Source organism: Pseudomonas cuatrocienegasensis (assembly GCF_900110925.1).
In the GTDB taxonomy this organism is placed as follows: domain Bacteria; phylum Pseudomonadota; class Gammaproteobacteria; order Pseudomonadales; family Pseudomonadaceae; genus Aquipseudomonas; species Aquipseudomonas cuatrocienegasensis.
The window spans coordinates 96567-123260 of sequence record NZ_FOFP01000009.1 but is presented as its reverse complement, the minus strand read 5'-3'; the positions used below and the strand labels follow the sequence as shown (position 1 = coordinate 123260).

The 26694-nt window shown below is 62.7% G+C and carries 21 protein-coding genes and 1 pseudogene; 7 read left to right on the top strand and 15 right to left on the bottom strand.

Annotated features, from left to right (window positions below):
* Positions 1-24: 24 nt before the first annotated feature.
* The 9 genes from BMW49_RS14045 to atpD are packed head-to-tail and all read right to left on the bottom strand — an operon-like array spanning position 25 to position 6875.
* Entirely contained in the window at positions 25-936 is a 912-nt protein-coding gene (locus BMW49_RS14045) for a F0F1 ATP synthase subunit gamma (RefSeq protein WP_069517229.1), read from the bottom strand.
* 52 nt (positions 937-988) lie between these two features.
* Positions 989-2551 (bottom strand): alternate F1F0 ATPase, F1 subunit alpha, encoded by a 1563-nt coding sequence (locus BMW49_RS14040; protein ID WP_069517230.1) that lies wholly within the window; start codon positions 2549-2551, stop codon positions 989-991.
* On the bottom strand, positions 2548-3321 hold the full coding sequence (locus BMW49_RS14035) for a F0F1 ATP synthase subunit delta (RefSeq protein WP_069517231.1): 774 nt from the start codon (positions 3319-3321) through the stop codon (positions 2548-2550). The genes BMW49_RS14040 and BMW49_RS14035 overlap by 4 nt, the downstream gene beginning before the upstream one ends.
* Before the next feature lie 3 nt (positions 3322-3324).
* Positions 3325-3615: a F0F1 ATP synthase subunit C gene (locus BMW49_RS14030; RefSeq protein WP_069517232.1), complete on the bottom strand. Its 291-nt coding sequence runs from the start codon at positions 3613-3615 to the stop codon at positions 3325-3327.
* A gap of 59 nt (positions 3616-3674) precedes the next feature.
* Entirely contained in the window at positions 3675-4364 is a 690-nt protein-coding gene (locus BMW49_RS14025; protein WP_069517233.1) for a F0F1 ATP synthase subunit A, read from the bottom strand.
* Entirely contained in the window at positions 4355-4690 is a 336-nt protein-coding gene (locus BMW49_RS14020; protein WP_083251685.1) for an ATP synthase subunit I, read from the bottom strand. The genes BMW49_RS14025 and BMW49_RS14020 overlap by 10 nt, the downstream gene beginning before the upstream one ends.
* On the bottom strand, positions 4674-4997 hold the full coding sequence (locus BMW49_RS14015) for an AtpZ/AtpI family protein (protein ID WP_244168342.1): 324 nt from the start codon (positions 4995-4997) through the stop codon (positions 4674-4676). Before BMW49_RS14015 ends, BMW49_RS14020 begins: the two co-directional genes overlap by 17 nt.
* 17 nt (positions 4998-5014) lie before the next feature.
* The gene (locus BMW49_RS14010; protein ID WP_083251686.1) at positions 5015-5419 is read right to left on the bottom strand and encodes a F0F1 ATP synthase subunit epsilon; all 405 of its coding nucleotides are present in this window, start codon (positions 5417-5419) and stop codon (positions 5015-5017) included.
* Entirely contained in the window at positions 5400-6875 is a 1476-nt protein-coding gene (gene atpD / locus BMW49_RS14005; protein WP_069517235.1) for a F0F1 ATP synthase subunit beta, read from the bottom strand. Before atpD ends, BMW49_RS14010 begins: the two co-directional genes overlap by 20 nt.
* A gap of 245 nt (positions 6876-7120) precedes the next feature.
* On the opposite strand from atpD, the gene BMW49_RS14000 reads away from it, so the two are divergent.
* The 6 genes from BMW49_RS14000 to BMW49_RS13975 all read left to right on the top strand — a co-directional run bounded on the left by BMW49_RS14000 (position 7121) and on the right by BMW49_RS13975 (position 13866).
* Entirely contained in the window at positions 7121-9487 is a 2367-nt protein-coding gene (locus BMW49_RS14000) for a phosphoketolase family protein (RefSeq protein ID WP_069517236.1), read from the top strand.
* Between the two features lie 37 nt (positions 9488-9524).
* On the top strand, positions 9525-10118 hold the full coding sequence (locus tag BMW49_RS13995) for a histidine phosphatase family protein (RefSeq protein ID WP_069517237.1): 594 nt from the start codon (positions 9525-9527) through the stop codon (positions 10116-10118).
* Positions 10119-10303: 185 nt separating this feature from the next.
* A complete protein-coding gene (locus tag BMW49_RS13990) occupies positions 10304-10717 on the top strand; it encodes a CBS domain-containing protein (protein WP_069517238.1) in 414 nt (137 codons plus the stop codon).
* A gap of 208 nt (positions 10718-10925) precedes the next feature.
* Entirely contained in the window at positions 10926-11660 is a 735-nt protein-coding gene (locus BMW49_RS13985; protein ID WP_244168348.1) for an endonuclease/exonuclease/phosphatase family protein, read from the top strand.
* Positions 11657-12895 (top strand): cardiolipin synthase ClsB, encoded by a 1239-nt coding sequence (gene clsB, locus BMW49_RS13980; RefSeq protein ID WP_069517240.1) that lies wholly within the window; start codon positions 11657-11659, stop codon positions 12893-12895. The genes BMW49_RS13985 and clsB overlap by 4 nt, the downstream gene beginning before the upstream one ends.
* Entirely contained in the window at positions 12892-13866 is a 975-nt protein-coding gene (locus tag BMW49_RS13975) for a lysylphosphatidylglycerol synthase domain-containing protein (RefSeq protein WP_069517241.1), read from the top strand. Before clsB ends, BMW49_RS13975 begins: the two co-directional genes overlap by 4 nt.
* A 59-nt stretch (positions 13867-13925) precedes the next feature.
* On the opposite strand, the gene glgB is transcribed toward BMW49_RS13975, so the two are convergent.
* From glgB to BMW49_RS13950, 5 genes are all read right to left on the bottom strand, one after another.
* A complete protein-coding gene (glgB, locus tag BMW49_RS13970; RefSeq protein ID WP_069517242.1) occupies positions 13926-16127 on the bottom strand; it encodes a 1,4-alpha-glucan branching protein GlgB in 2202 nt (733 codons plus the stop codon).
* Complete coding sequence (treS, locus tag BMW49_RS13965) at positions 16120-19452, bottom strand: maltose alpha-D-glucosyltransferase (protein ID WP_069517244.1); 3333 nt, start codon at positions 19450-19452, stop codon at positions 16120-16122. The genes glgB and treS overlap by 8 nt, the downstream gene beginning before the upstream one ends.
* A gap of 11 nt (positions 19453-19463) precedes the next feature.
* Entirely contained in the window at positions 19464-21473 is a 2010-nt protein-coding gene (locus BMW49_RS13960) for an alpha-1,4-glucan--maltose-1-phosphate maltosyltransferase (RefSeq protein WP_069517246.1), read from the bottom strand.
* Between the two features lie 219 nt (positions 21474-21692).
* Positions 21693-22550 (bottom strand): SDR family oxidoreductase, encoded by an 858-nt coding sequence (locus tag BMW49_RS13955; RefSeq protein WP_069517248.1) that lies wholly within the window; start codon positions 22548-22550, stop codon positions 21693-21695.
* Between the two features lie 340 nt (positions 22551-22890).
* The gene (locus BMW49_RS13950; RefSeq protein WP_069517250.1) at positions 22891-23379 is read right to left on the bottom strand and encodes an MgtC/SapB family protein; all 489 of its coding nucleotides are present in this window, start codon (positions 23377-23379) and stop codon (positions 22891-22893) included.
* 450 nt (positions 23380-23829) lie between these two features.
* Here BMW49_RS13950 and BMW49_RS24810 point away from each other — a divergent pair, with 450 nt between their 5' ends.
* On the top strand, positions 23830-23988 hold the full coding sequence (locus tag BMW49_RS24810; protein WP_167362809.1) for a hypothetical protein: 159 nt from the start codon (positions 23830-23832) through the stop codon (positions 23986-23988).
* Positions 23989-24320: 332 nt separating this feature from the next.
* Here BMW49_RS24810 and katE read toward each other — a convergent pair.
* A pseudogene (gene katE, locus BMW49_RS13945) lies at positions 24321-26474 on the bottom strand (catalase HPII); the annotation flags it as partial.
* Positions 26475-26694 lie beyond the last annotated feature (220 nt).

Genomic DNA, 26694 nt, shown 5'->3' with positions numbered 1-26694 from the left:
TGTTCGACAGCGCACGCTGGGGCTTCAATCGCCCGCTGATAGGGCATCGAAACCTGAAATCACATCGAAGAGTTCTTCATCGATACCGGCTTGGCGTAACTGGTGAAACTGGGCTTGGAGGGTCTGCAGCCGCTCGCCGATATTGCGGTCCGCACGCTGCATGGCGGCAAGGCGGCTGGCGTTTTCACTGGCCAACGACTCGGCACTGGCGCGAAATAACGAGACAAACAAATGCTCGCGGACAAAGGCTTGCAGGGTCGTGGCATTGCTGCCTAGCACTTCTGGCAGTTGCTTAGCGGGCCAAGGCTGGCTGACCAGCGCGCGCTGCCAGGCGGCGTCTAGCGGCAGCAGGCGCTGGCTCTCAGGGCTGTAACCGAGCGCGCTTGGGCGGTTAAAGAACAGCATGAGTGTGGCGTGCTGAGTGGCGATCTTCGCCGCGCTATCAGGGAGCTGGATGTTGAGCAGGATCTGCCCGACCAGTTGGGTGATCAGCTCCACCGATCCCGGAACAGCAAATGAGCCCTCAAGCGCTATGCCCGCATCCGCCAAGCGGGCCTCCACGCGTTCGCCAACCGCCCAGATTTTTACTGTTGTCTTGGTATTTGCTGAGGGCTGCGATAGTGCCGCAAGTGCATGCTCAACCACCGCCTCATTGAAGCGGCCTACCAGGCCCTGATCGGAGCCGAACACAATGGCATGTACCACAGCAGTGGCATCTGTAGTGGGCTCCTGCCGTTGCAAGCCAAGCGGATCGACTGCCCGCAGACACACACCAAGCCCGAACTCGACTGTGCGGGCATAGTCGGCCAGTGCCGTCACCGATTGCTCATACTGACCAATAGCCGATGCGGCTGAGGCCTTCATCGTGCGCACCACGGCCTTGAGATCCCCTGCGCTGCTGATCTGCCGTCGCAGCGCGGTCAGGGTGGTGGCCATCAGTGTTTCCGGCGCAGGTGTGCGCGCCAGGCCCTGCAGGTCACCTGCGGGTTCACTGAGCCCCCTGCCCGGCAGGCACAGTTAGCAACACCGCTAGGGCCTGCCGGGCAGCAGCGCTAACCTGCTCGCGATCAGCCTCGGTCAATCGATCTATACCGGCCAAACGTGCAGTCACGTCCTCAGGCAGTGCATGAGCCGCCGCTGTAACGGCGCACTGCGCGTTGACCATCTGTTCGAGCGGCACCGCGTCGAATAGCCCCGCGTTCAATGCCAGCAAAATGGCAATTTGCGCAGGTACAGACACAGGCGAGAACTCCGCCTGGCCCAGGCAGGCGCGGATGCGCTGACCATGGGCGATGGACTGGCGCGTGTCGTCGTCCAGCCTGGCGCCGAAGCGGGCGAAGGTTTCCAGCTCCTCGAACTGCGCATAGGCCAGTTTGAGATCGCCCGCCACGGCTCGGTAAGCGGCGCGCTGGGCCTTGCCCCCGACCCGCGAGACCGACTGCCCAACGTCGATGGCGGGCAATACGCCCAATTCAAACAAGCCAGGCGACAGCACGACCTGCCCGTCGGTAATGGAAATCAGGTTGGTCGGAATATAGGCCGAGATATTCTGCGCCTCGGTCTCAATGATCGGCAGTGCGGTCAGTGAGCCGCCGCCGCGCGCAGCATTCAGGTGGGTGGCGCGCTCCAGCATGCGCGAGTGAATGTAGAAGATGTCTCCGGGAAACGCCTCGCGACCCGGTGGCCGACGCAACAGCAACGACAGCTCGCGGTAGGCCCGTGCATGGTGGGTAAGATCGTCGTAGACGATCAGCACGTCGCGCCCAGCCTCCATGAAGTACTCGGCAATGCTCGTGGCCGCATAGGGTGCGATGTAGGCCAGCCCGGGAGCCTCGTTGCCTTCGGCCACCACCACCACGGTATAAGCCAGCGCGCCCTTGCTGCGCAGGGTCGCCACGGCTTTGGCCACCGCCGAAGCGCGCTGGCCAATGGCGCAGTAGACGCACAGCACATTCTTGCCACGCTGGTTATAAATGGTGTCCAGGGCAATCGCCGTCTTGCCGGTCTGCCGATCCCCGAGGATCAGTTCGCGCTGGCCCCTGCCAACGGGGATCAGCGCATCAATGACCTTGATTCCGGTCTGCAGCGGTTCGCTCACCGGCGCGCGGTCCATGATGGCTGCCGCCGGCCGCTCAATGGGCAGGCGCTGAGTAGTCGCCACGCGGCCCAGACCGTCCAACGGCCGACCCAGCGGGTCAATCACCCTACCGAGCAGGGCCTCGCCGACCGCGACGTCCATCACCCGGCCGCTGCGCTGCACCTCTTGACCGGCGTGCAAGTGCGCGTAGTCACCCAGTAACACGACGTCGACACCGTCCTCATCGAGGTTGAAGGCAATGCCCGATAAACCACCGGGAAACAGCAGCAGTTCCTCAAAGCCCACTTCCATTAGCCCATCTACACGCGCAATACCTGTAGAGACGCTGGCAATGGAGCCCACCTCGCAGGGCAACAATTGCACGTTAAAACCCTGCAGGCGCTGCTCTATGCTGGCAAAGGCTGTCGCGTAGACACGGCCCAAGGCGCTGCTATCGTGGCGCGCCGTACTCATGCGCTGCCTCGTTCAGCGGGCTGTCCGTCAAGGGTGGCTGACAAGGCCGCCAGGTAGCCGGCAATGCTCCAGGCCAGCTTCTGCCCATGGGCGCTGAGTTCAATGCCACTGACCAACTCAGGCGTGGTCTCGACCTTGAGCGCAAGCGCCTGGCCAAAGGTCTCGTCCAGTGCGGTTTGCAGCAAGGCCAACTGCGCCGCCGGCAAATCAAAGGCGCTGCGCAGCACCGCAGGAGCGGCCGTAGATGTACTGTTCAACGCCTGCCGTAGGGTGGTCAGCGCCGGGCCGTCGAGGCCGTGCAAGCGCTCGATAAACACCTCGCACGCACGCTGCTCCAGGCTGACGTTGGCGAGGTCGCCGAGCACCCGGCGGGCAATCTCGAACACCTGTTGCTGGGTGCGCCGCACAATATCGCTATGCAACGCCTGCGTGTCGGCCAGCAATGCCGCTGCGCGGGCCGCATCCGCAGCATCTGCGGCCTGACGCGCGTCGACCATGAGTTGCGCGTGCTCAGCGTTAGCAGCGGCAGTTGCCTGGCTAAGTAAATCGGCGCGCTGTTTATCGAAGGCCTGATTCTTCTGCTCGAACTCGAGCTGCTGCTCGTGGGCTTTGGCTTTGGTCGCAGCCGCATCTGCCAGTTGGGCGGCAATTTTCTGTTCGCGCGCAGCAATGGCATTGAGCACTGGCTGGTACAAAAAACGCTTCATCAACCACACCAGAATGATGAAGTTCAGCAACTGTGCGGCGATAGTGAAGCCGTCAATCAGCATGGCTTACTGGCCTGCTGCCTGGGAAACGGCGCTTAGCGCGGCATTCCAGAACGGGTTGGCAAAAATCAGGATCATCGTCACCACAAAACAGTAGATCGCGGTGGATTCGATCATCGCCAGGCCGACGAACAGCGTGCGAGTAATGGTGGCCGACGCATCGGGTTGCTGAGCCAACGCGGTGAGCGCCACCGAGACGGCGCGCCCCTCGGCCAACGCCGGCCCCATCGTGCCGAAGCCAGTGGTCAGACCGGCCATGACGATGGAGGCAACGGCGATCAACGTAAGAGAGTCCATGGGCATGCCTTTATATGAGGTGAACGAAAATGCAGAGCAGCTCAGGCTGTCGGCATCGGCTAAGGCACGATCTTGTTCAGCGCTTTGCTACTGCGTGTCGCCGCGGCGATGTATACCGCCGCCAGGATGGTGAAGATGTAGGCCTGCACCATGCCGGTGAGCAGCCCCAACAGCGTCATGACGATGGGGAAGACGAACGGTGTGATGGATAGCAGGATGGCAATGATCATCGCGCCACTCATCATGTTGCCGAACAGCCGTATCGCTAGCGCGAGCGTGCGCGACACTTCGCTGATCAGGTTGAACGGCAACATGATCGGTGTCGGCTGCAGGTACGATTTCAGGTAAGCGAGCAGGCCCTGACCCGAGATGCCAAACAATGGCACGGCCACCAGCACGCACAGCGCCAGGGCGGCGGTGGTCGACAGCGACGCGGTCGGTGGTTCAAACCCGGGGATCACCGTGGCCAGCGCCGCAGCCGCGACAAACAAAAACAGCGTGCCGAGAAACCCCAGGTAGCGGCGCGGGTTCTGCAGGCCGACATCCTCGATCTGCGACATGATCGCGGTCACCACGATCTCCAACAGATTTTGCCAGCGTGAGCGCTCATGACCCGTGGCAAGGCGCCGGGTGATCAGCACCGCCCCCAGTACCAGCACCGCCATCAGCACCCAGGTGAAGAGGATCGTGGCATTCAGGGTGAAGATGCCGTATTGCCAGAAAATCCAGGCGTCGGGCGTCAAACGCATGGTGGATTTCCTGAGCTATGCAATACCGCGGGGGCACAAGCTGCTGGGTGGGGGCGTGTCGCACGTAATACGATGCTGCGCGCCAACACAAACCCGAACATGCACAGCCCCAGACGTAGCGGTTGTCCCGCACCAATGGCGTAAAACCCGGCCAGCACGGTAGCTGTGCGCACAACCAGGCTGGCACAGAACCAGCGCATCGGTGTCGCCGACCCGGCAGCACGGCGCACCGTCCACCACAGGCCCGCAAAGAACACGCCGCCCAACGCGCCGCCTGCCAGCAGTAAGGCGATCCAGACCAGTATCACGTTAACGGTGCTCGCCATCATCGTCCCCTTGTTCATCGTGCATGGCCTGGTCTTCCCTGGATACCCAGTGCCAGGCGTTCAGGCAGCCGATGGTCAGCCCGGCCATGAGCAGCGCCAGGGTCCAGGACCGCCCTGCGGGATAACGCTGATCAAGCCACAGGCCAAGCGCTGCGCCCAGCAAGGTGGGTAAAGCCACCGACCAGCCGATCAAGCCCATCATGCCGAGACCAAACCAGACAGCTGGCGAACCACGGCGGCGGGCCTTGAGCTTGCGCGTCGCTTTGCTGCCGACCTGCTCGGCCAGGCTCTCTCCTGCAGGTGGCATCCGTTTTGGCTTCTGCGTCATGCTGAATGTTCGCGCAGCGATACGAACCGACGCATGAACCCCGCCTCAAGCCGGGCCATCGCCACGCGCACGGCCTCCTCCTGGGTGTCCAGCGTCAGAAACTCCTGCTCGACCGCATCACGCAGATGCGCCAAATCGGTACCGCGTAGCGCATGCCGCACTGAAACCACCACGTCCCTGCCCGTCTTCAGCAGCACGCCTTCGTCCAGTGCCAGAAAGACTTCCTCTTGCCCTTCAACCTGAAAACTCAGAATGCCTGGCACCAGGGCTGCGGCGCAGTCCAGGCGCTGCGGCAACAGGCCGAAGGCACCTTGGGCTGTCTCCACCACCAGCCGCGACACCTGGGTTTCATGGGCGAACAGCGCAAATGGCAGCAGCACCTTAAGCGTCATCAACGACATGCGCCTGCTCCTCTGAGGCCTGTTGCGTCGGTCCTGGCTTGGCGTTTCCGTTAGCCTTGGCCTTGGCTTCATCCACCGCGCCGATCATGTACAACGCGCTCTCGGGCAGGTCCTTGAACTCATCCGCCAGAATCCGCTCACAACCATCCAGTGCATCCGCCAGGCTGACGAGCGTTCCGCTCATGTTGGTGAACTGCTGCGTGGTGAAGAACGGCTGGGTAAGAAAACGCTCCAGCCGCCGCGCGCGTGCCACCACGTTGCGGTCGTCGGGCGACAACTGCTCCAGCCCGAGCATGGCGATGATGTCCTTAAGTTCCGCGTACTGTGCCAGTGTGCGGCGGATGGCTTGCGCCAGGCGGTAATGGCGCTCGCCGACTATGCCCGGGGTGACCATTTTGGAGCTGGACTGCAGCGGGTCGATGGCCGGGAACAGGCCCTCACTGGCACGTTTACGCGACAGCACGATGGACGCCGACAGGTGCGAAAAAGTGTGGACCGCTGCCGGGTCGGTGAAATCGTCGGCCGGCACATACACGGCCTGGATCGAGGTGATGGCGCCGCTGTCGGTATTGGCGATGCGCTCTTCCAACGCCGCCAACTCGGTACCCATGGTCGGCTGATAACCCAGGCGCGATGGCATCTGCCCCATAAGGCCCGAGACTTCCGAACCGGCCTGGATAAAGCGAAAGATATTGTCCATGAGCAGCAGGACATCGCGGTGCTCGTCGTCGCGAAAATACTCGGCCATGGTCAGCGCCGCATGCCCTACACGAAAGCGCGCACCCGGAGGCTCGTTCATCTGCGCGAAGATCATTACCATGTTGGGTAACACGCCAGCAGCCTTCATCTCGCGGTACAGCTCTTCACCCTCACGCGAACGCTCGCCGATACCGCAAAAGATGCTCACGCCCTGCTGGTGACCAACCATGTTGTGGATCATTTCGGTCAGCAGCACCGTCTTGCCGACGCCCGCGCCCCCAAACAAACCCGCCTTGCCGCCGCGCTCCAGCGGGGTGAGCACGTCGATGGCCTTGATCCCGGTCTCGAATATTGCAGAGCTGGTAGAGCGGCGCAGCAAAGACGGTGGTTGGTTATGTACCGAGCGCCATTGCACCGCGTCCAGCGCAGGCTCACGGTCGATGGTGTTGCCAAAGACGTCGAACATGCGCGCGAGGATCGGCTTGCCAACCGGCGCTTTCAACGGTCCGCCACTGTCATACACGGGCATGCCACGTGCCAGGCCCTGAGTCGGTGTCAGAGCAATGCAGCGGACATGATGCGCATCGTGCTGAGCCAGCACTTCAATGGCTATCCGCCCGCCTTCGCCGGCCAGCAGCAATGTATGAATAGCCGGCAGCCTGACCTCGAAGCGCACATCAATAACGCTGCCGCGTACCGCAACTACCCTGCCGGTATTTGCCGTTGCTGGATTGAGTTCGATTCGGCGTTCTGTCATTGCGCCCCCTCTTGATCAAGCCGCGTATATGAACCATGGATGTGCGTAACTCAAACACGCCAAGTATCGCTATCGTGCTTGAAAACGCTGTTAAGCTCGGTGCGCCAGCCAACATAGGACTTGCAGGACGCTCAGGACTACTGGCGGCAGCCTACGCAGCGGTTGGCAATGTGTAGGCTGTTAAGCGCAAACGTCGGTTCGCTGGCGAACAGACACATAAGTCGCACGAGTCGTAGGGTCAGCGAATGACCAACGAACGAAATCACGACTCGCTGAAATACCTGGATGCCTATTGGCGCGCGGCCAACTACCTCTCGGTCGGACAGATCTTCCTGTGGGACAACCCGCTGCTTAAGCGTGCGCTGACCTTGGCCGATGTGAAGCCCATGCTGCTCGGGCACTGGGGCACGACCCCGGGGCAGAACTTTATCTATGCGCACTTGAACCGTGTCATCAATGCTTACGACCTCAACATACTCTACGTCTCGGGCCCAGGCCATGGTGGCCCGGCAGTGGTCGGCAACACCTACCTGGAAGGCAGCTACAGCGAGATTTACCCCGAGATCAGCCGCGACGAAGCCGGCCTGAAGAAGTTGTTCAGGCAGTTCTCATTTCCCGGAGGCATTCCTAGCCATGCCTCACCCGAGTGTCCGGGTTCGATACACGAAGGCGGCGAACTGGGCTACTCGCTCAGCCACGCGTTCGGTGCTGTTTTCGACAACCCCGATCTCATCGTCACGTGCGTGGTCGGCGATGGCGAGGCCGAGACCGGGCCGCTGGCCACCGCTTGGCATTCAAACAAGTTTCTCGACCCCGCCACCGACGGTGCGGTGCTGCCGATCTTGCATCTGAATGGCTACAAGATTGCCAGCCCTACGGTCCTTGCGCGCATCACCCATGAGGAGCTTGAGCAGTTTCTGTGCGGTTGCGGCTGGACGCCGATCTTTGTTGAAGGGCATGAACCCGAATCCATGCATGCCTTGATGGCTGCAGCACTCGATCAGGCGGTGCTGGAAATTCAAGGCGCTCAGCGCCTGGCGCGCGACCACGGCCAGACTTCACGTCCGCGCTGGCCGATGATAGTGCTGAACTCACCCAAAGGTTGGACCGGGCCCAAAGAGGTTGATGGTCAACCCAACGAGGGTAATTTCCGCTCGCATCAGGTGCCGCTGCATCCGGCCGATCACCCTGGGCATCTGCAACTGCTGGAAGACTGGCTACGCAGCTATAGGCCTGAAGAGCTGTTCGATGCACAAGGCCGGCTGAGCCCCGAACTTGCGGCGCTGGCACCCAGCGGAAAGCGGCGTATGGGTGCCAACCCCCATGCTAATGGCGGTTTACTGCTACGTGACTTGCATCTGCCCGACTACCGCGAGTACGCAGCAGAGGTTCCTGCACCCGGTGTTCCAGGTATCGGCGACACGCGTGTGCTTGGGCCATTCCTACGCGATGTCGCAGCGCTCAACGATGCCGAGCGCAACTTCCGCGTGTTCGGGCCGGATGAGACCGTGTCCAATGGGCTAGCCGCGATGTTTGAAACGACAAGCCGCCAATGGAACGCTGCAATAGCCCCAGGCGACCAATGGCTGATGCCTTCCGGTCGGGTTATGGAGATGCTCAGCGAACACCAATGTGAGGGCTGGCTTGAGGGCTACCTGCTCACTGGGCGGCATGGCCTGTTCAACTGTTATGAGGCCTTTATCCACATCGTAGACTCGATGTTCAACCAGCACGCCAAGTGGCTGAAGGTCAGCGCCGGGCTGTCCTGGCGACCTAAGATCGCATCGCTCAACTACCTGCTGGCCTCGCATGTCTGGCGCCAGGACCATAACGGCTTTACCCACCAGGATCCGGGTTTCATCGACAACGTCGTCAATAAAAAAGCCGAGGTCGTTCGGGTCTACATGCCGCCAGACGCCAACTGCCTGCTCTCGGTAATGGACCATTGCCTGCGCAGCCGCCATTACGTCAACGTGGTGGTTGCCGGCAAGCATCCAGCGCCGCAGTGGCTGACGATGGATGCAGCTGTAGCGCATTGCGCCGCCGGTGCCGGCACCTGGGAATGGGCAGGTAACGTCGCGCAAGACGAAGAACCCGATGTGGTCATGGCGTGCTGCGGCGACGTGCCAACGCTGGAGACTCTGGCCGCCGTCTCTATCTTGCGGGCAGAGCTGCCCAACCTTCGTGTTCGTGTGGTCAATGTCGTCGACCTGATGCGGCTGCAACCCAGCAGCGAGCATCCGCACGGTCTCTGCGATGCCGATTTTGATGCGCTATTCACCCGCAACAAGCCGGTCATCTTTGCCTTTCATGCGTACCCCTCGCTGATCCACCGGCTGACCTACCAACGCACCAATCACCGCAACTTCCATGTACGCGGCTACAAGGAGGAGGGCACGATCACCACGCCCTTCGACATGACGGTGTTAAACGAGCTCGATCGCTTCCACCTAGTGATGGACACTATCGATCGCTTGCCGCAAACCGCAGTAGCAGGCCGCCAATTGCAAGACAGACTCGCGGCCAAGCTTGTTGAGCACAGCCGCTACATCCGCGAGCACGGCAAAGATATGCCGGAAATCCGCAATTGGCGCTGGCAGTCAGCACCGTGAATGGAAGATCCATGCCGCTGCCTGGCCCGTTCCAGGCATGAAGGTTTACTTGGTCCGCCACGGTGAAACCGCCTGGTCGCTGACCGGTCAACACACTGGCGTGACCGATATAGGGCTAACGGCACGCGGCGAAGACCAGGCACGGGCCCTGGCTCCACGCCTGCGAACCTTGGATATCGCGCAGGTACTGGTCAGCCCACGCTTGCGCGCACGGCAAACCTGCGAGCTAGCGGGTCTCCAGGTGGGGAGCGTGATCGAGCCCGACCTGGCGGAGTGGGACTACGGCCACTACGAAGGCCTTCGCAGCGTAGATATCTGCCATGAAAATCCAGGCTGGAATGTCTGGGACGACGGCTGCCCCGGTGGTGAATCAGCCGATGAGGTCAGTGCGCGAGCCGACCGAGTCATCGCATGTCGTTGCAGAATGCCAGGTACGGTGGTGCTGTTCTCCCATGGCCAATTCTGCGCCGCACTGGCCGCCCGCTGGATCGGCCTAGCGCTGGTCGAAGGCCAGCACTTTCCTTTGAGCACAGCCTCGATAAGCCTGCTGGGTATCGAGCCCCGTCACGATAATCGGCACATCATCGCGTTGTGGAACGAGACCCAAACCGACTCTAAATCTTGCGTTTGAAACTTGGTGCAAGTCCTGGCAGTGGTCACTGAGCCCACGATTGGCGGCGTCGATGCCGACCTTGATCCATGTAAACGGGCGCTATATCCCCCAACACCCCATGCTCAAAAAACACTGAACCCCACTCCCCGCCTCCAGTCGGAATAACAAGGTAGCCCATGCACCCCGCCGACCCAGGAGGTCCCATGAAAGTCAGTGACGTAATGACCCGTGGCGTACAGACCATCACTGCCCAGCAAAGCATCCATGAAGCCGCGGCGATGATGGCGCGCATCGACTGTGGCGCGCTGATGGTCAACGACCAGGAGCGCCTGATCGGCATGATCACCGACCGCGACATCGTCGTGCGCGCGGTAGCCGAAGGGCGTACCGCCGACACCCTGGTGGGTGAGGTGATGACCCCGGATGTGCGCTACTGCTATGAAGACGAAACGCTAGAGGATGTGGCCCGCAGCATGGCGCAAAGCCAAGTGCGCCGCCTGCCGGTGATGAGCCGCGACGAGCGGCTGGTGGGCGTGGTGTCACTCGGCAATATCGCCAGCAGCCACAACCCCGATGCCAGCAGCACCCTGCTGCAGGGTGTCGCCAAAGGTCACTGAGCCTGCCTGATTCGATGCGAGCCCTTACACCTAATCCTCTGCACGATCGAGACGCCGCGCCTTACCCCGCACGGCGTTTACTGGACATCCGCCACCTGGCCGCGGGCGCACTGTCCGCCCCAGGTGGCGCACAAGGAGCGTTGCCATGAGCCCCGTACTGCCCGAGGCACCCACCGCAGCGAGCAACCCGGCCCCCGCTCCCAGCGAGATGCGCCTGCGGGTACTGACCCTTAACACGCACAAGGGTTTTTCCTTCTTCAACCGCCGCTTCATTCTGCCGGAGCTGCGCGAAGCGGTGCGCGCCGCCGCCGCCGATATCGTCTTTCTGCAAGAGGTACACGGCACCCATGTCGGCCATCCGCAGCGCTACCGCGACTGGCCGAGCATGCCGCAGTACGAGTTTCTCGCAGACAGCATCTGGCCGGAGTTCTCCTACGGGCGCAATGCGGTGTATCCCGAAGGCGATCACGGCAATGCCCTGCTGTCGAAGTTTCCCATCAGCACGCACCGTAACCTTGACATTTCCGTGGGTGACCACGAAGAGCGCGGCCTGCTGCACTCTGTGTTGCAGCTGGGCGGGCAACGCGAGCTGCATGCGATCTGCGTTCATCTGGGCCTCTACGAGTCGCAGCGCCAGGAACAACTCGGCCTGCTCGGGCGCCTGTTGCAGGAGCTGCCCGCCGATGCGCCGGTAATTGTCGCCGGCGACTTCAACGACTGGCGCCAGCGCGCCGATGCGGTGCTGGCCGAGCACGGCCTGCACGAGGCCTTCGCCCAGGCGTTCGGCGCCCCGGCGCGCAGTTTTCCGGCGCGCTGGCCGCTGCTGCGCCTGGACCGCATCTATGTGCGCAACGCCACCACCCATGTCCCCCAGGTGCTCAACCGCCGGCCCTGGTCCCATTTATCCGATCATGCCCCGTTGGCTGTTGAGGTGCGTTTATGAGTTTCAACTGGAGAGACGGCAACGAGGTCGAGTTGCTGATCAACGGCGAAGCCTTTTACCCGAGTGTCTTCGAGGCCATCCGCAATGCCCGTGAAGAGGTGCTGCTGGAAACCTTCATCATCTTTCAGGACAAGGTCGGCGACGAGCTGCAGCAGGTCCTGATCGAAGCGGCCGAACGCGGCGCCGTGGTCAAGGTGCTGGTCGATGGCTACGGCACCGCCGACCTGACCCAGCAATTTGTTGCCGACATGGCCCGCGTGGGCGTGCAGGTCCATGTGTTCGACCCGCAGCCGAAGATCCTCGGCATGCGCACCAACCTGTTCCGCCGTTTGCACCGCAAGATCGTGGTGATCGATGGCGAGCTGGGTTATATCGGCGGCATCAACTTCAGTGCCGACCACCTGGCCGACTTCGGTGACATGGCCAAGCAGGATTACGCGGTCAAGGTACGCGGGCCCATAGTCGCTGACCTGCACCAGGCCAGCCTCGACCTCTTCGCCCTGCACCCGTCCGCCGCCACCCAGCAGCGCGCGCCCAGCCACACGCACCCGGCGAGCAACCGCTATGCCGGCACCGCGCGCATGCGCCTGGCGATTCGCGACAACGACCAGCACCGCACCGATATCGAGGCCCATTACCTTGAGGCCGTGCGTTCGGCGAGTTTTCGTCTGGTTATCGCCAATGCCTATTTCTTCCCTGGCTACCGGCTGCTGCGTGAGCTGCGCAATGCCGCCCGCCGTGGCGTGCAGGTAACCCTGATTCTGCAGGGCCAGCCCGATATGCCGATGGTGCGCATCTGCTCGAAGCTGCTGTATGCCTACCTGCTGCGCGATGGCGTGCAGATCCACGAATACTGCGAGCGGCCGCTGCACGGCAAGGTCGCGCTGGTGGACCATGAGTGGGCCACGGTCGGTTCGAGCAACCTGGACCCGCTGAGCCTGTCACTGAACCTGGAGGCCAACGTGATGATCCGCGATGCCGCCTTCAACCAGCAGCTCTACGATCACCTGCAACAGCTGGCCAGCCGAACCTGCCGCAGCGTCAGCCTGGAAAAAGCCAGGCGCGGCTACTGGTGGCGCATGCCGCTGATCTTTCTGAGCTTTCACTTCCTGCGCCATTTCCCGGCGATTGCCGGCTGGTTCCCTGTCCACTCGCCCAAGCTCAAGCTGCTGGTACCGCAGGTGAACAGCACCCCGGCTCAGGAAGCACGCCTGGAACAGGAGAGCCCGCTATGAGCGCAGCCGACAGCACACTGGACGGCGCGCCAGAGCAGCAAACCGGAAACCCGAAATGGCGCTGGGCCAAGCGAATTCTGACCCTGTGCCTGTTTATTCTGGTGCCGGTGCTGTTGTTCATGCTGATCAAAAACCTCGACTGGCAGGAAGTGCGCAGCGCCCTGCTCTCCTACAAGGCCAGCACCCTGCTGCTGGCGCTGGGTATCTGCGCCCTGAGTTACCTGGCGTACTGCTGCTTCGACCTGATCGGCCGGCACTACACCCGGCACAAGCTGCCGGCCCTGCAGACGCTGCCGGTGACCTTCGTCTGCTATGCCTTCAACCTCAACCTCAGCTCCTGGGTCGGCGGCATCGCCCTGCGCTACCGCCTGTATTCACGGCTCGGGCTGGATGTGCCAACCATCACCAAGATCCTCAGCATCAGTCTGATCACCAACTGGCTGGGCTATATGCTGCTGGCCGGTGCGGTGTTTGCCCTGGGCTTTGTCAAATTGCCCGGCAGCTGGGAGGTCGGCAGCACCGGGCTGCGGATTATCGGCGTGGGGTTGCTGCTGGCAGCATCTACCTACCTGCTGGCGTGCCAGTTCTCGCGGCGGCGTACCTGGCACTTTCGCCAGGTCGAGCTGACCCTGCCATCGCTGCGCATGGCGGTGATCCAGGCGTGCCTGGGTGCCTTGAACTGGTCGCTGATGGCGGCGCTGATCTACGTGCTGTTGCCGAGTGAGGCGTTTTACCCGTCGATCCTGGGTATCTTGCTGATCAGCAGTATCGCCGGTGTGGTTACCCATATCCCTGCAGGGCTGGGCGTGCTGGAGGCGGTGTTTATTGCCCTGCTGCAGCATCAGATGCCGCAGAGCACCATTCTCGCGGCGCTAATCGGTTATCGGGCCATCTACTTTCTGCTGCCCCTGGCGCTGGCCTGCATCGTTTACCTGATCCTGGAAAAACGCGCCCGGCACCTGCGCAAGTAGCCCCGAAACCCAACAAAAAGGGCCTACCCGTGAGGGAGGCCCTTTTTGCTGGGGCGCACTCAGCCGAACGTGACCGGCTGCGGCCGCAGGATCAACGCGCCTAACGGCGGCAGATCGAGCACCAGCGAATAGGCTTGGCCATGGCTGCCAAACCCTTCGCTGGCAATGCCCTCACGGCTACCCGCTGCACTACCAGCGTAGTGCTCGGCATCGCTGTTCAGCGCTACCTGCCAAGTGCCATCCAGGGGCACGCCGATGCGATAGCCTGGGCGCGGTACCGGGGTGAAGTTATGCACCACCAGCACCGGCTGGCCCTCACGGTCCAGGCGTAGCCAGGCGTACACGCTGTTCTGCGCATCATCGCCAATCAGCCACTGAAAGCCCTGGGCTTGACCGTCGAGCTGATGCAGCGCCGGCTCCTGCTGGTACAGGCCGTTGAGGTCGCGCACCAGGTTCTGCAAACCCTGGTGCTCGGCGTAGCGCAGCAGGTACCAGTCCAGCCCCTGATCGTGATTCCACTCGCGCCATTGGCCGAACTCGCAGCCCATAAACAGCAGCTTCTTGCCCGGATGGCTCCACATAAAGCTCAGGTACAGACGCAGGTTGGCGAACTTCTGCCAGCGATCACCGGGCATCTTGTCGAGCAGCGAGCGCTTGCCGTGCACCACCTCGTCGTGGGAGATCGGCAGGATAAAGTGCTCGGAAAACCCGTAAAGCAGGCCGAAGGTCATCTGATGGTGGTGATGACCACGGTTGACCGGGTCTTCGGCCATGTAATTGAGGCTGTCGTGCATCCAGCCCATGTTCCACTTGTAGGCGAACCCCAGGCCGCCCTCGGCGGTCGGTCGGCTGACACCCGGCCAGGCGGTCGATTCCTCGGCGATCACCAGCGCGCCAGGTACTTCATGGATGACCACATCGTTGAGGTGACGCAGAAAGTCGATGGCTTCGAGGTTTTCCCGGCCGCCGTGGCGGTTGGGGATCCACTCATCGTGCTTGCGCGAGTAGTCGCGGTAGAGCATCGAGGCCACGGCATCGACGCGCAAGGCATCGATGTGAAAGCTGCGCAACCAGTACAGCGCCGAGGCCAGCATAAAACCGTGCACCTCGTTGCGCCCCAGGTTGTAGATGTTGGTTTCCCAGTCCTGGTGGAAACCCTCGAAGGGGTGCGCGTACTCGTACAGCGCCGTGCCGTCGAACTGGCCGAGGCCGTGGGCATCGGTGGGGAAATGCGCCGGCACCCAATCGAGGATCACGCCGATGCCGGCTTGGTGGCAGCGGTCGACGAATACGGCAAAGTCTTCCGGGCTGCCGAAACGCGCACTGGGGGCGAACTGCGAGAGCGGCTGGTAACCCCAGGATCCGCCGAAGGGATGCTCCATGATCGGCAGCAGTTCGATATGGCTGAAGCCCAGGTCCTGCACGTAAGGAATCAACTGATCGCCGAGTTCGTGCCAACTCAGGGGCCTGCTCTCTTCACCGTCCCCTTCGCGGCGCCAGGAGCCGACATGCACCTCGTAGATCGACAACGCCCGGTCGTGGCCCTGGTGCGCTGCTCGCTGGGCCATCCAGGCCTGGTCGTGCCAGGTGATCTGCATGCTTTCAGCCACCACCGAGCCGGTGGCCGGCGGCAGCTCGGTAGCGCGGGCCAATGGGTCGGCCTTGAGCGGCAGCACCCCGTCGGCGCCGAGAATCTCGTATTTGTACACCTCGCCCGGGGTCAGGCGCGGGATAAACAACTCCCAGACGCCGCTGGGCATGCGCAAGCGCATCGGGTGGCGGCGGCCATCCCAGCCATTAAACCCGCCGACCACCGAGACGCGCCGAGCATTCGGTGCCCAGACAGAAAAACGCACCCCGGCAACACCATCGTGCAGCACCGGCTGGGCGCCGAAGACCTGTCCCAGTTCACGGTGGTTGCCCTCGGCGAACAGGTACAGGTCCATGTCACCCAGTAGCGGGCCGAAGGCATAAGGGTCTTCGGTTTCCTGCACAGCGTCAGCCCAGTGGATGCGGTAACGGTACGCCGGGCGCTGATCGAGCTGCAGGGTGAATAAACCAGGGATGGCGCCAGGCTGCATCTCACCGAGCAACGCGGCGCTTTCAGCGTCGATCACCTCGACTTTCAATGCCGCCGGCAGGTAGGCACGAATCAGCGTGCCCTCGCCTTCCGGGTGCGGCCCGAGCACGGCGAACGGGTCGCCATGCTCGGCGCGCACCAGCGCCTCCAATGTATCGCGGTCGAGACGGCCGTCAGTCATTGCGTTTACTCCCCATCAGGTGGTCGGTCAGCTCGCTCAGGCCTTGGACGGGCACACCCAGCCAATCGGGCCGGTAGCGCGCTTCGTATTGCACTTCGTAGGCGGCCTTCTCCAGGCTGAACAGCGCCAGCGCGGCGGATTCGCCATCGCCTTGCTGCCAGGCATGGGGCAGGTCCGCTGCCGCCAGGCGATAGGCTTGCACAAAGGCTTCGCGGGCCTGCAGGCGGTAGCGCCCGGCAATCTCCTGGCGTGCCGCTTCGGCCTCGCCCGAGAGGTCGTTGCCCTGGGCGTTGCGCAGCGCCATGGCGGCGGCATAGTCGAAGGAGCGCAGCACACCGGCCACGTCCTTCAGCGGGCTGTGTTTAGCGCGACGTTCGGCCAGGCTGCGCGACGGCTCACCCTCGAAGTCGATCAGGTAGGCATCGCCCTGGGCCACCAGTACCTGGCCCAGGTGCAGATCACCATGTACGCGCATCAAGATGCCGCCGGTAGCACGCTTCGCCAGTTGCGCGACCCGCTTAAGCAGCTCCGCCCGTTGGCCCAGCAGGCGTGTGGCCAGGGCGCGGTCGGTGGCATTCAGGCGAGCCTGGCTGCCTTCCAGCGCATGCAAGGCCTGTTCGACCTCACGGCCGATGCTCTGCGCCCAGTGCTCGGCCTGTTCAGCGGCGCTTTCTACATAGCCGAAATCACCATCGTCGCTGGCCTGACCCAAGGCCAGGTGCAGTTCACCGACCCGTTGCCCCAACACGCGGGCAAAGGTTTCCAGATCGGCCAGGGCGTCGTAGGGCATCTCCAGCGCCGTCTGGCCAGCGGCCAGGCGATCACGCACGGCGCGCTCCAGAGTGTCCTGAGTCCACTGCCAGGCATCGCCCTGATTGCTGACGTAGCCTTGCAGAATCATCAGGGTGTGCGACTGGCCCGCACTGTCCACACGGCGCACCTCGCCCAGCATGGGCGCGATATTGGCAAAGCCCTGGCGCGTCAGGTGGCCGCCAATCTCGGCTTCCGGGTGAATGCCGGGCATGACCCGGCGGATCAGTTTGAGCACCATGCGCTCGCCAATCACCGCCGAGCTGTTCGACTGCTCGGCAGACAGCAGGCGCACTTCCTCGTCGCTACGCTCCTCGACCGTCATCAGGTGTTCGGTACCGAGAAACTGCACCTCACTACCCTGCCCGGTGAGCACCGTCTGGCGACGCAGCTGTGCCAACACCGCCTGGCTAAAGGACGGCAGGCTGAAGGCATCGGTCATCAGGCCCACCTGGCGGCCACGGCGCAGCCGGCTCAGGGCCAGTTGCTGCGGCGTGTGGCTGCCCGTGCCGCGCTCGTCGACATAGCCCAGCGGTAATTGATAGCTGTCCAGGCCATCAGCGCCCTTTACCTGCACTTCGCAGAGCACCTGCTGGGCGTCGGTCTCGCCAAACGGCAGACAGTACAGCAGGCTCGGCTCGCTGGCCTGCGTGCTGTCCTGGCTGAACCAGCGGCGGTTGGCCAGGTAGGCCGGCAGCACGTCACGCTCGACGACCTTGCGCAGCGGCGCCTGCAACAGCTCCTGCAGATCGCGTTTGATCACCAGGGTGGTCAGCTCCGGCATTTGCGCCACCGGCTCCACATGCCAATGCGGCATCTGCGCCTTGTCGGCGAGCAAAAACCAGTAAAAGCCATAGGGCGGCAAGGTCAGCAGGTAGTTCAGCTCGCCAATCGGCGGGAAGGAACTGCCGCCGACCATTTCCACCGGCACCCGGCCGGCGTGGGCTGACAGCTCCAGCTCAACGGCCTGGGCCGCGCGCGACATATTGGCGACGCAGAGAATCAGCTCGTGCTTGCCGTCGACCCCGGTGAACTCGCGCAAATAGGCGAGGATGCGCCGGTTGCTCGGCGCGAGCATTTTCAGGGTGCCACGGCCGAAGGCCTTCTGCTGCTTGCGCACGGTGAGCATGCGCCGCGTCCAGTTGAGCAGCGAGTGCGGGTCGCGCGACTGGGTTTCCACGTTAATGCTCGCATAGCCGTAGAGCGGGTCCATGATCGGCGGCAGCACCAGGCTCGCTGGGTCGGCGCGGGAGAAACCACCATTGCGGTCGACCGACCACTGCATGGGCGTGCGCACACCGTCGCGGTCGCCCAGGTAGATGTTGTCGCCCATGCCGATTTCGTCGCCGTAATACAGGGTCGGCGTGCCGGGCATCGACAGCAGCAGGCTGTTGAGCAGCTCGATGCGCCGCCGATCCCGCTCCACCAAAGGCGCCAGGCGTCGGCGAATGCCCAGGTTGATGCGTGCGCGGCGGTCGGCGGCGTAGTAGTCCCAGAGGTAGTCGCGCTCATCGTCGGTGACCATTTCCAGGGTCAGCTCATCGTGGTTGCGCAGGAAGATCGCCCACTGGCAGTTTTCCGGGATATCCGGGGTCTGGCGCAGGATGTCGGTGATCGGGAAGCGGTCTTCCTGGGCGATGGCCATGTACATGCGCGGCATCAGCGGGAAGTGAAAGGCCATGTGGCATTCGTCGCCCAGGCCGCCGTTTTCCCCGCCGAAGTACAGCTGGGTGTCCTCCGGCCACTGATTGGCCTCGGCCAGCAGCATGCGGTCCGGGTAGGTGGCATCCAGCTCGGCGCGGATCTTTTTCAGGACGACGTGGGTTTCCGGCAGGTTCTCGTTATTGGTGCCGTCGCGCTCGATCAGGTACGGAATGGCGTCCAGGCGCAGGCCATCGACGCCCATGTCGAGCCAGAAACGCATCACCGAAAGCACTTCCTTGAGCACCTGCGGGTTGTCGAAATTGAGGTCCGGCTGGTGCGAGTAGAAGCGGTGCCAGAAGTACTGGCCGGCCACCGGGTCCCAGGTCCAGTTGGATTTTTCCGTGTCGAGGAAGATGATCCGGGTGCCCTGGTAGGTCTGATCGGTGTCGGACCAGACGTAGTAATCACGGGCCTTGGAGCCTTTTTTCGCAGTGCGCGCACGCTGGAACCACGGGTGCTGGTCGGAGGTATGGTTGATCACCAGCTCGGTGATGATGCGCAGGCCGCGCTTGTGCGCCTCGGCGATAAAGCGCCGGGCGTCGTTCATATCGCCGTAGTCGGGGTGGATACCACGGTACTCGGCGATGTCGTAACCATCGTCGCGCCTCGGCGACGGGTAGAACGGCAGCAGCCAAATGGTATTCACGCCCAGATCGGCGATGTAGTCGAGTTTGTCGATCAGCCCAGCGAAGTCACCGATGCCGTCGTTGTTGGCATCGTAGTAGGACTTCACGTGGACCTGGTAGATCACCGCGTCCTTGTACCAGAGCGGGTCTTTGATAAATGCGGCAGGCCGGGGTTTCTTCGCCATGGAGGAGTCTCTCAAACGGTGCGAACGGGGCGGATGCGCCAGATGCCGAATGGCTGATGCCACGGCTCGATGCGCATCCATTGGGTTTTGCCATGCCAGGTCCAGGTATGGCCGTTCATCAAGTCTTCGCCGTGCATTGCGGCGTCATCACCCAGGCCGAACTCCCACAGGGGCAGCTCGAAATGCGCTTCCTGGGCGTTGTGCGGGTCGAGGCAGACCGCCACCAGGATGAAGTTCTCCAGGTCTGCGCTGCGTTTGCCGAAATACAGGATGTTGTCGTTATGCGCCGTGTAGACCTGCAGCCCCAGGTGGGTCTGCAAGGCCGGGTTCTGCCGGCGGATACGGTTGAGCTGGGTAATCTCGCTGACGATATTGCCGGGGGCGTAATAGTCCCGCGGGCGCAGCTGGTACTTCTCAGAGTCCAGGTACTCTTCCTTGCCGGGCACCGCCGCCGCTTCGCACAGTTCGAAGCCCGAGTACATGCCCCACAGGCCCGAGCCCATGGTCGCCAGCGCCGCGCGGATAAGAAAACCCGGGCGGCCGTTGTGGTGCAGGAAGGCCGGGTTAATGTCCGGCGTGTTGACGAAGAAGTTCGGCCGGTAGCAGTCGCGCCACGGCGCTTCGTTCAGCTCGGTGAAATAGGCGGCCAGTTCGGCCTTGGTATTGCGCCAGGTGAAATAGGTGTAGCTCTGGCTGTAACCGACCTTGCCCAGGCGCGCCATCATCGCCGGCCGGGTGAAGGCCTCGGCAAGAAAAGCCACCTGGGGATGATCGGTACGGATATCGGCGATCAGCCATTCCCAGAACGGCAATGGCTTGGTGTGCGGGTTGTCCACGCGAAACTGGGTCACACCCAGTTCGACCCAGCCGCGCACCACATCGCGCAGGGCCAGCCACAGGCTGGGGATCGCCTCAGTGTTGTAGAAGTCGACGTTGACGATGTCTTCGTATTTTTTCGGCGGATTTTCCGCATGGCGGATGCTGCCGTCCGGCCGCCAGCTGAACCAGCCCGGGTGCTCACTGAGCCAGGGATGGTCTGGGGAACACTGGATGGCGAAATCCAGGGCTATTTCCAGGTCATGCTCGCGCGCCGCACTGACCAGCGCACGGAAGTCCTCAACGCTACCCAACTGCGGGTGAATCGCCTCGTGGCCACCCTCCTCGCTGCCAATCGCATAGGGGCTGCCTGGGTCGTTCTCGCCCGCCACCAGGGAGTTATTGCGGCCCTTGCGGTGGCTGCTGCCGATGGGGTGGATCGGTGGGAAATACAGCACGTCGAAGCCCATCGCCTGGATATCCGGCAGGCGCGTGATGACATCGCGAAAGGTGCCGTGGCGCTGCTCCGAGTCGGTCTGCGAGCGCGGGAACAGCTCGTACCAGCTGGCGAACTGCGCGCGCAGGCGCTCCACATCAACCGGGTAGCGCTGGCTGCGCACGACATGCGGGTGGCGACTGGCCTCGGCCAGCAGCACCACGCTGTCCGGGGCGAGCAGCAGTGCCACGCGCTCCTCCAGCGCCTGCGCCTGCTGCAGCTCGGCGAGCAGGCGTAACACGCGTTCGGCCTGGGTCGCACTGGCTTGCTCGGCAATCTGCTGCAGGAGCAACTCGCCTTCCTGCAACTCCAGGGTCACAGGGACGCCGGCCGCGTATTTTTTCTGCAGCTCATAGGTGTAGCTGCCATAGCGGTCCCACCAGGCCTCGATGACGAATTCGGCGCGCCCCATGTGGGTGGGTGTGAACTGCGCCTGCCAGCGGTCGTTGCCCAACTCCTGCAAGGGCACGCGGCGCCAGCTCGGGTCCTGCTCATCACGCCAGAGCACGGCGGCGCCCAGTTGGTCGTGACCATCGGCGAACACCACGGCCGTGACCGTGACCGCCTGGCCTACCACCGCCTTAACGGCAAAGCGGCCGTCATCGAGCATCGGCGCCACCTGCTCGATGGCGATGCGTGGCAGGTCGATGGCCGTTTCGAGGTCCAGAGGACGGTAAAGAGGCTCCACAGGTGGCATGGGATCGGTCATGGCTGGGCTCCTTGGGGCTCCACCGCAGCGTGCGGTGGACCGGGTATTGAATGACGAGGCAGAAGCAAAGCCAGCAGGCGGCGGCGTGGTGCCGCCACAAGCTGGCGAGCGTGCCTCCTGCTAGTTCCGAGGGGGATGCAGCGGCAAAAGTTCAGGCTGATTGGTAGCCTGCTGGCGCCGCTGCCCGGGTTTACAACGAGGCTGGCGGTGACCGCCACCTCAGCCGTTGACCACACTGCCGCCGTTGATATGCAGCACCTGGCCGCTGACGTAGCTGGAGTCCTGGCAAGCCAGGTAGACATAGGCCGGCGCCACTTCAGCGGGCTGCCCCGGCCGCCCCATGGGCGTATTGGCGCCAAATTCGGCAACCTCCTCGGCGGTGAAGGTCGAGGGAATCAGCGGCGTCCAGATCGGCCCAGGCGCTACACCATTGACGCGAATGCCACGCTCGGCCAGGTTCATCGCCAGGGAGCGGGTGTAGCTGGTGATCGCACCCTTGGTCGAGGAATAGTCGAGCAGGCCGGGGCTGCCCTTGTAAGCGGTGATCGAGGTGGTATTGATGATGCTCGCACCGCGGCGCAAGTGCGGCAGCACCGCCTTGGTCAGCTGGAACATGGCAAAGATGTTGGTGCGGAAGGTTTTCTCCCACTGCGCTTCGCTGATGTCCTCCAGGCTCGCTTGCGGGTGCTGCTCGCCGGCGTTGTTGACCAGAATGTCGATACGCCCCCATTTGCTCAGCGTCTGCTCGACCACCTTGCGGCAATAGCCCTCATCGGCGGCATCGCCAGCCAGAGCCAGGCATTGCACACCGCGGTCTTCGACCTCGCGACGGGTGACCGCCAGGTCATCGTGCTCATCCAGATACAGCAACACCAGGTTGGCGCCTTCGCTGGCATAGTGAACTGCCACGGCGCGGCCGATGCCGCTGTCGGCGCCGGTGATGATGGCGACCTTGCCGGTCAGCTTGCCGGCGCTGCGGTAGTCAGCGGTGATGTACACCGGCTGCGGGTCCATCGCCTGCTCCAAACCGGGCTGCCGCTGTTGATGCTGTGGTGGAAGGGTCTGTTGTACGCTCATGACGGGCTCCATCAGGGTGAATGACAGAGGCGCGGACCGCGCCCCCGTAGTTCAGGACTGAGCGGTCACGGTCGAGGTTCAGGGCAATTGCCTACCCTGCCCGATAAGCGGTTGTTCTAGGCCATGTCCCAATCGGCTGTTGCACCCCGGGCCAGGCCACAAACGCTACAGCCGTATGAGCCGCTGAAAACGCGTAGGAGCCCCGCCTCGGGGCGAAGCAATTGCAGCCATTCAGTGACCTCGGCATGTGCATGGCATTCGCCGCGGGTCGCGGCTCCCACGAAAAGCATCATCCCAGTGCAACACAACACTGGGACATAGCTTCGTTCTAGCCGCTCACTTAGGAGCGCGGCTTTTCCAGTCGCTTTATCAGGTCTGGCAGCACATTGAGAATCAGCAGGGCCAGCAAGGTAGCCAGCAGCGCTGTGGCCTCGCGGCCCAGGCCGACGGTCATGCCGATGGCCGCCGTCAGCCAGATGCCTGCCGCCGTGGTCAGCCCTTTGACCTGAGCCGCGCCGCTCTCCTTGAGAATGGTCCCGGCACAGAGAAAGCCGACCCCGGCCACCACCCCCTGAATCACCCGGCTCATGGCATCGGGTTCAGCACTGGCAAAACCGGGGACCAGCACGAACAGCGCCGAGCCCAGCGCCACCAACATATGCGTGCGCACCCCGGCAGCCTGGCCATGGACTTCCCGCTCAAGGCCGAGCAGCCCACCAAGCACGGCAGCCAGCACGATGCGCAAGGTCACGCGGGTCGCCTGCTCGACATCGTTCAGGTCGGAAAACTCCGATGCCAGGGTGCTGGCGATCACCTGCCAGGTACTCATACGCGCAGCGCCCTAGGGTCATACAACGGATAACTCATCGACACGCCCACCTCCGGGGTCTTATTCAAACGAATGCACTTCAGCTGTTCGACCGAGCGCCGCGACCAGTGTTTAGAGGATTTTTCCAGCTGTGTCCCAATAGGCTGTTGAGAGTTGTAGGAGCGAATTTATTCGCGAAATTCGCGGCACAATCGCGACTAAAGGTTAGGCCCCCTTCGCTCCGACACAATCCGTTTTGAGGTTGCAACACGGTTTGGGACATAGCCATTTTTCCCGCGTCGTTGCCGTTACAGCCTGCAGTCCGGACCCGAGCTGCCGTTGATCGTCAAACCTGAACCGATGGCACAACGACAGGTTCAAACGTCATGAAGCCCATGCAGGGTTGCCACAAACGTCTTACGGCGTAGCGCCAGGCAGCGCTGGCGGGGCTGCCAAACAGGAGGTTGAACCATGAGCCCGGAAATGTTCTTGCTGTTGGTCGTCGTTGGCTGGTTGCTGATGACGCTGGCCTTTTTGCGCGGCATCCTGCGCCTTACGCGCCCGCATCGCCCCGTCGAACTCGACACCCCCGCCGATCAAGGCGCCGAATTGCTGCGCGCCACGCGCTGATCATCGATAGCAGCTAAAGCAAAAGCTATGTCCCAGCGCTGTGTTGCACGGCACCGATATTTTTCGTGTGAGCCACGCTGCGCGGCGAATGCCCTGCACAAGGCCGATATGGCGTAGTGGCTGCAATCGCTTCGCCCCGAGGCGGGACTCCTACACCTGTACGGTGGTTCATACCGGTGCTGCGTTATGGTCTGCACCCTGTGTAGGAGCGAATTTATTCGCGATGCTGTCGCGAATAAAAGCTGGGCGCCCCTTCGCTCCCATAACTGAACGAACAAGCAAAAAAACGGACCTGAGGCATGCCCCCAGGTCCGCGTTTTAGCGTTGCGTTATCAGGCCGGAATAGCTGCCGTCTTTGGCTCGCGCGCCCAGACCCGGTGCTGGGCCATGGCCGTGACGAACGCATCCAGCACGCCGTGCGCATCCGCAGCACTGAGCAGCCCGGCATCCATCTCCAAGCGCAGTTGACTGGCGAGGTCGCCAGCGTCGCCGCACAAGGCAATGGCCTTGAGGTGCTTGTACGCTTCGAGCAGGTAATGCAGCGCCGTGCCATTGGCCAGCAAAACATCCACGGCCGCCTTGCCACCGGGCACGAATAGCGCATCGAAGGCAATCGATGGCATGCCCTCCATGGACGCATCCGGCACCAGCGATTTGCCGCCGGCACTGGTCACCGGAGCAACCGAGGGCGCGATCAGCTTATGGCTGGCGCCTTCGGCCTGCAGGCGGCTGACCAGACTGTCGATGTCGGCGTCATTCACGCCGTTGGCGATCAACACCGCGACCTTGCGCGATTTGATATTGCCGGACAGCAGGTTCATCTGGCTCAGCGCAGGCGATGGCTTCACGGCCTTGGCTGCGGCGCCCTTCTTGGCTTGCTCGGCCGGTGGTTTGACGCCGATATTCAGCGCCACCTGACGCGCCAGGTCCGCGTCGATATTGGCCAGAATCTCATGCACCTGACGCTCGCGAATGTGCATGCGCTCGACCTTGCTCAGCTCGAAGCTGTAGGCATTGATGATATGCGCCTGCTCGTGCGCACTCATGCTGGCCCAGAACAGCTGCGCCTGGGAGAAGTGGTCGCCGAACGAGGCGCTGCGCTGACGAATCTTCTGTGCACTGATGGCTTCCGGGTACGAGGTGAAGCCACCTTTGCTCGGCGCCTCGGGAGCTTCCTTGGGCCAGCCGCCGTCGATGGAGTTGGGCTCGTAGGATGCCCGACCGCGGTTGATGGTCTGCCGGTGCGGCGCATCACGCTGGTTGTTGTGGAACGGGCAGACCGGGCGGTTGATCGGCAGTTCGTTGAAGTTCGGCCCGCCCAGGCGCAGCAACTGGGTGTCGGTGTAGGAAAACAGCCGGCCCTGCAGCAGCGGGTCGTTGCTGAAATCGATGCCCGGCACGATATGCCCGAGGTGGAAGGCCACCTGCTCGGTTTCGGCGAAGAAGTTGTCCGGGTTGCGGTTGAGCGTCAGCTTACCGATCGGTCGCACCGGCACCAGTTCTTCGGGGATCAGCTTGGTCGGGTCGAGCAGGTCGAAGTCGAACGCGTGCTCATCCTCCTCGGCTACCACCTGAACACCCAGCTCCCATTGCGGGTAGTCGCCCTTCTCGATGTCTTCCCAAAGCTGACGGCGGTGGAAATCCGGGTCCTTGCCGGCCAGCTTCTGCGCCTCGTCCCAGACCAGGGAAAATACGCCCGAGACTGGCTTCCAGTGGAACTTGACGAAGACGCTCTTGCCCTCGGCGTTGACCATGCGGAAGGTGTGTACGCCAAAACCTTCCATGGCCCGGTAGGTCACCGGGATCGCCCGGTCGGACATGGTCCAGAGCACCATGTGAGCCGACTCTGGCACCAGCGACACGAAATCCCAGAAGGTGTCATGGGCCGACTGGCCGGTGGGAATCTCGTTATGCGGCTCCGGTTTGACCGCATGGACAAAGTCCGGAAACTTGATCGCATCCTGGATGAAGAACACCGGCATATTGTTGCCGACCAGGTCGAAGTTGCCTTCGTCTGTGTAGAACTTCACGGCAAAGCCGCGCACATCACGCACGGTATCGGCCGAGCCGCGCGGGCCTTGCACGGTGGAAAAGCGCACGAAGACCGGGGTCTTTTTGCTCGGGTCATTGAGAAAGTCGGCCTTGGTCAGCTCGCTCAACGGCGCATAGGCCTGGAAGAAACCATGGGCACCAGCACCGCGTGCATGCACCACGCGCTCGGGAATACGCTCATGGTCGAAGTGAGTGATCTTCTCACGCAGGATGAAGTCTTCCAGCAGCGTGGGCCCGCGTTCGCCGACTTTGAGCGAGTTCTGGTTATCCGCGATACGCGTGCCGGTATTGGTGGTCAGGTCCTGACCGGTGGCGTCTTCGCGGTAGGCATCCAGTTGGTCCAGCTTGGCATTCTTGTTGTTGCGGTCTGGCGTGTCGGTACCCGCTAAATCGCTGGTTCCATGCTTCGGTGGCATATCCATCAGGTTTTCCTCTCGGTCAGTTACGCGCTTGCCAGCAGAGCAAAACGCTTGGCTACGGTCATGGCTTGGAGAACCCGGGTTCGCCGGAGGTTCGGGTCTTTTTGAGCGCCGTCCGTCAGACGTGCGCGCTCACGACCGGTCATCGCCAACTGCTGTATAGGCAGGCGAACGAATAGCCGGCAGACACACTCCACTGCACACAGACGTTCGCGCGCAGCATCGGGCGGCGTAG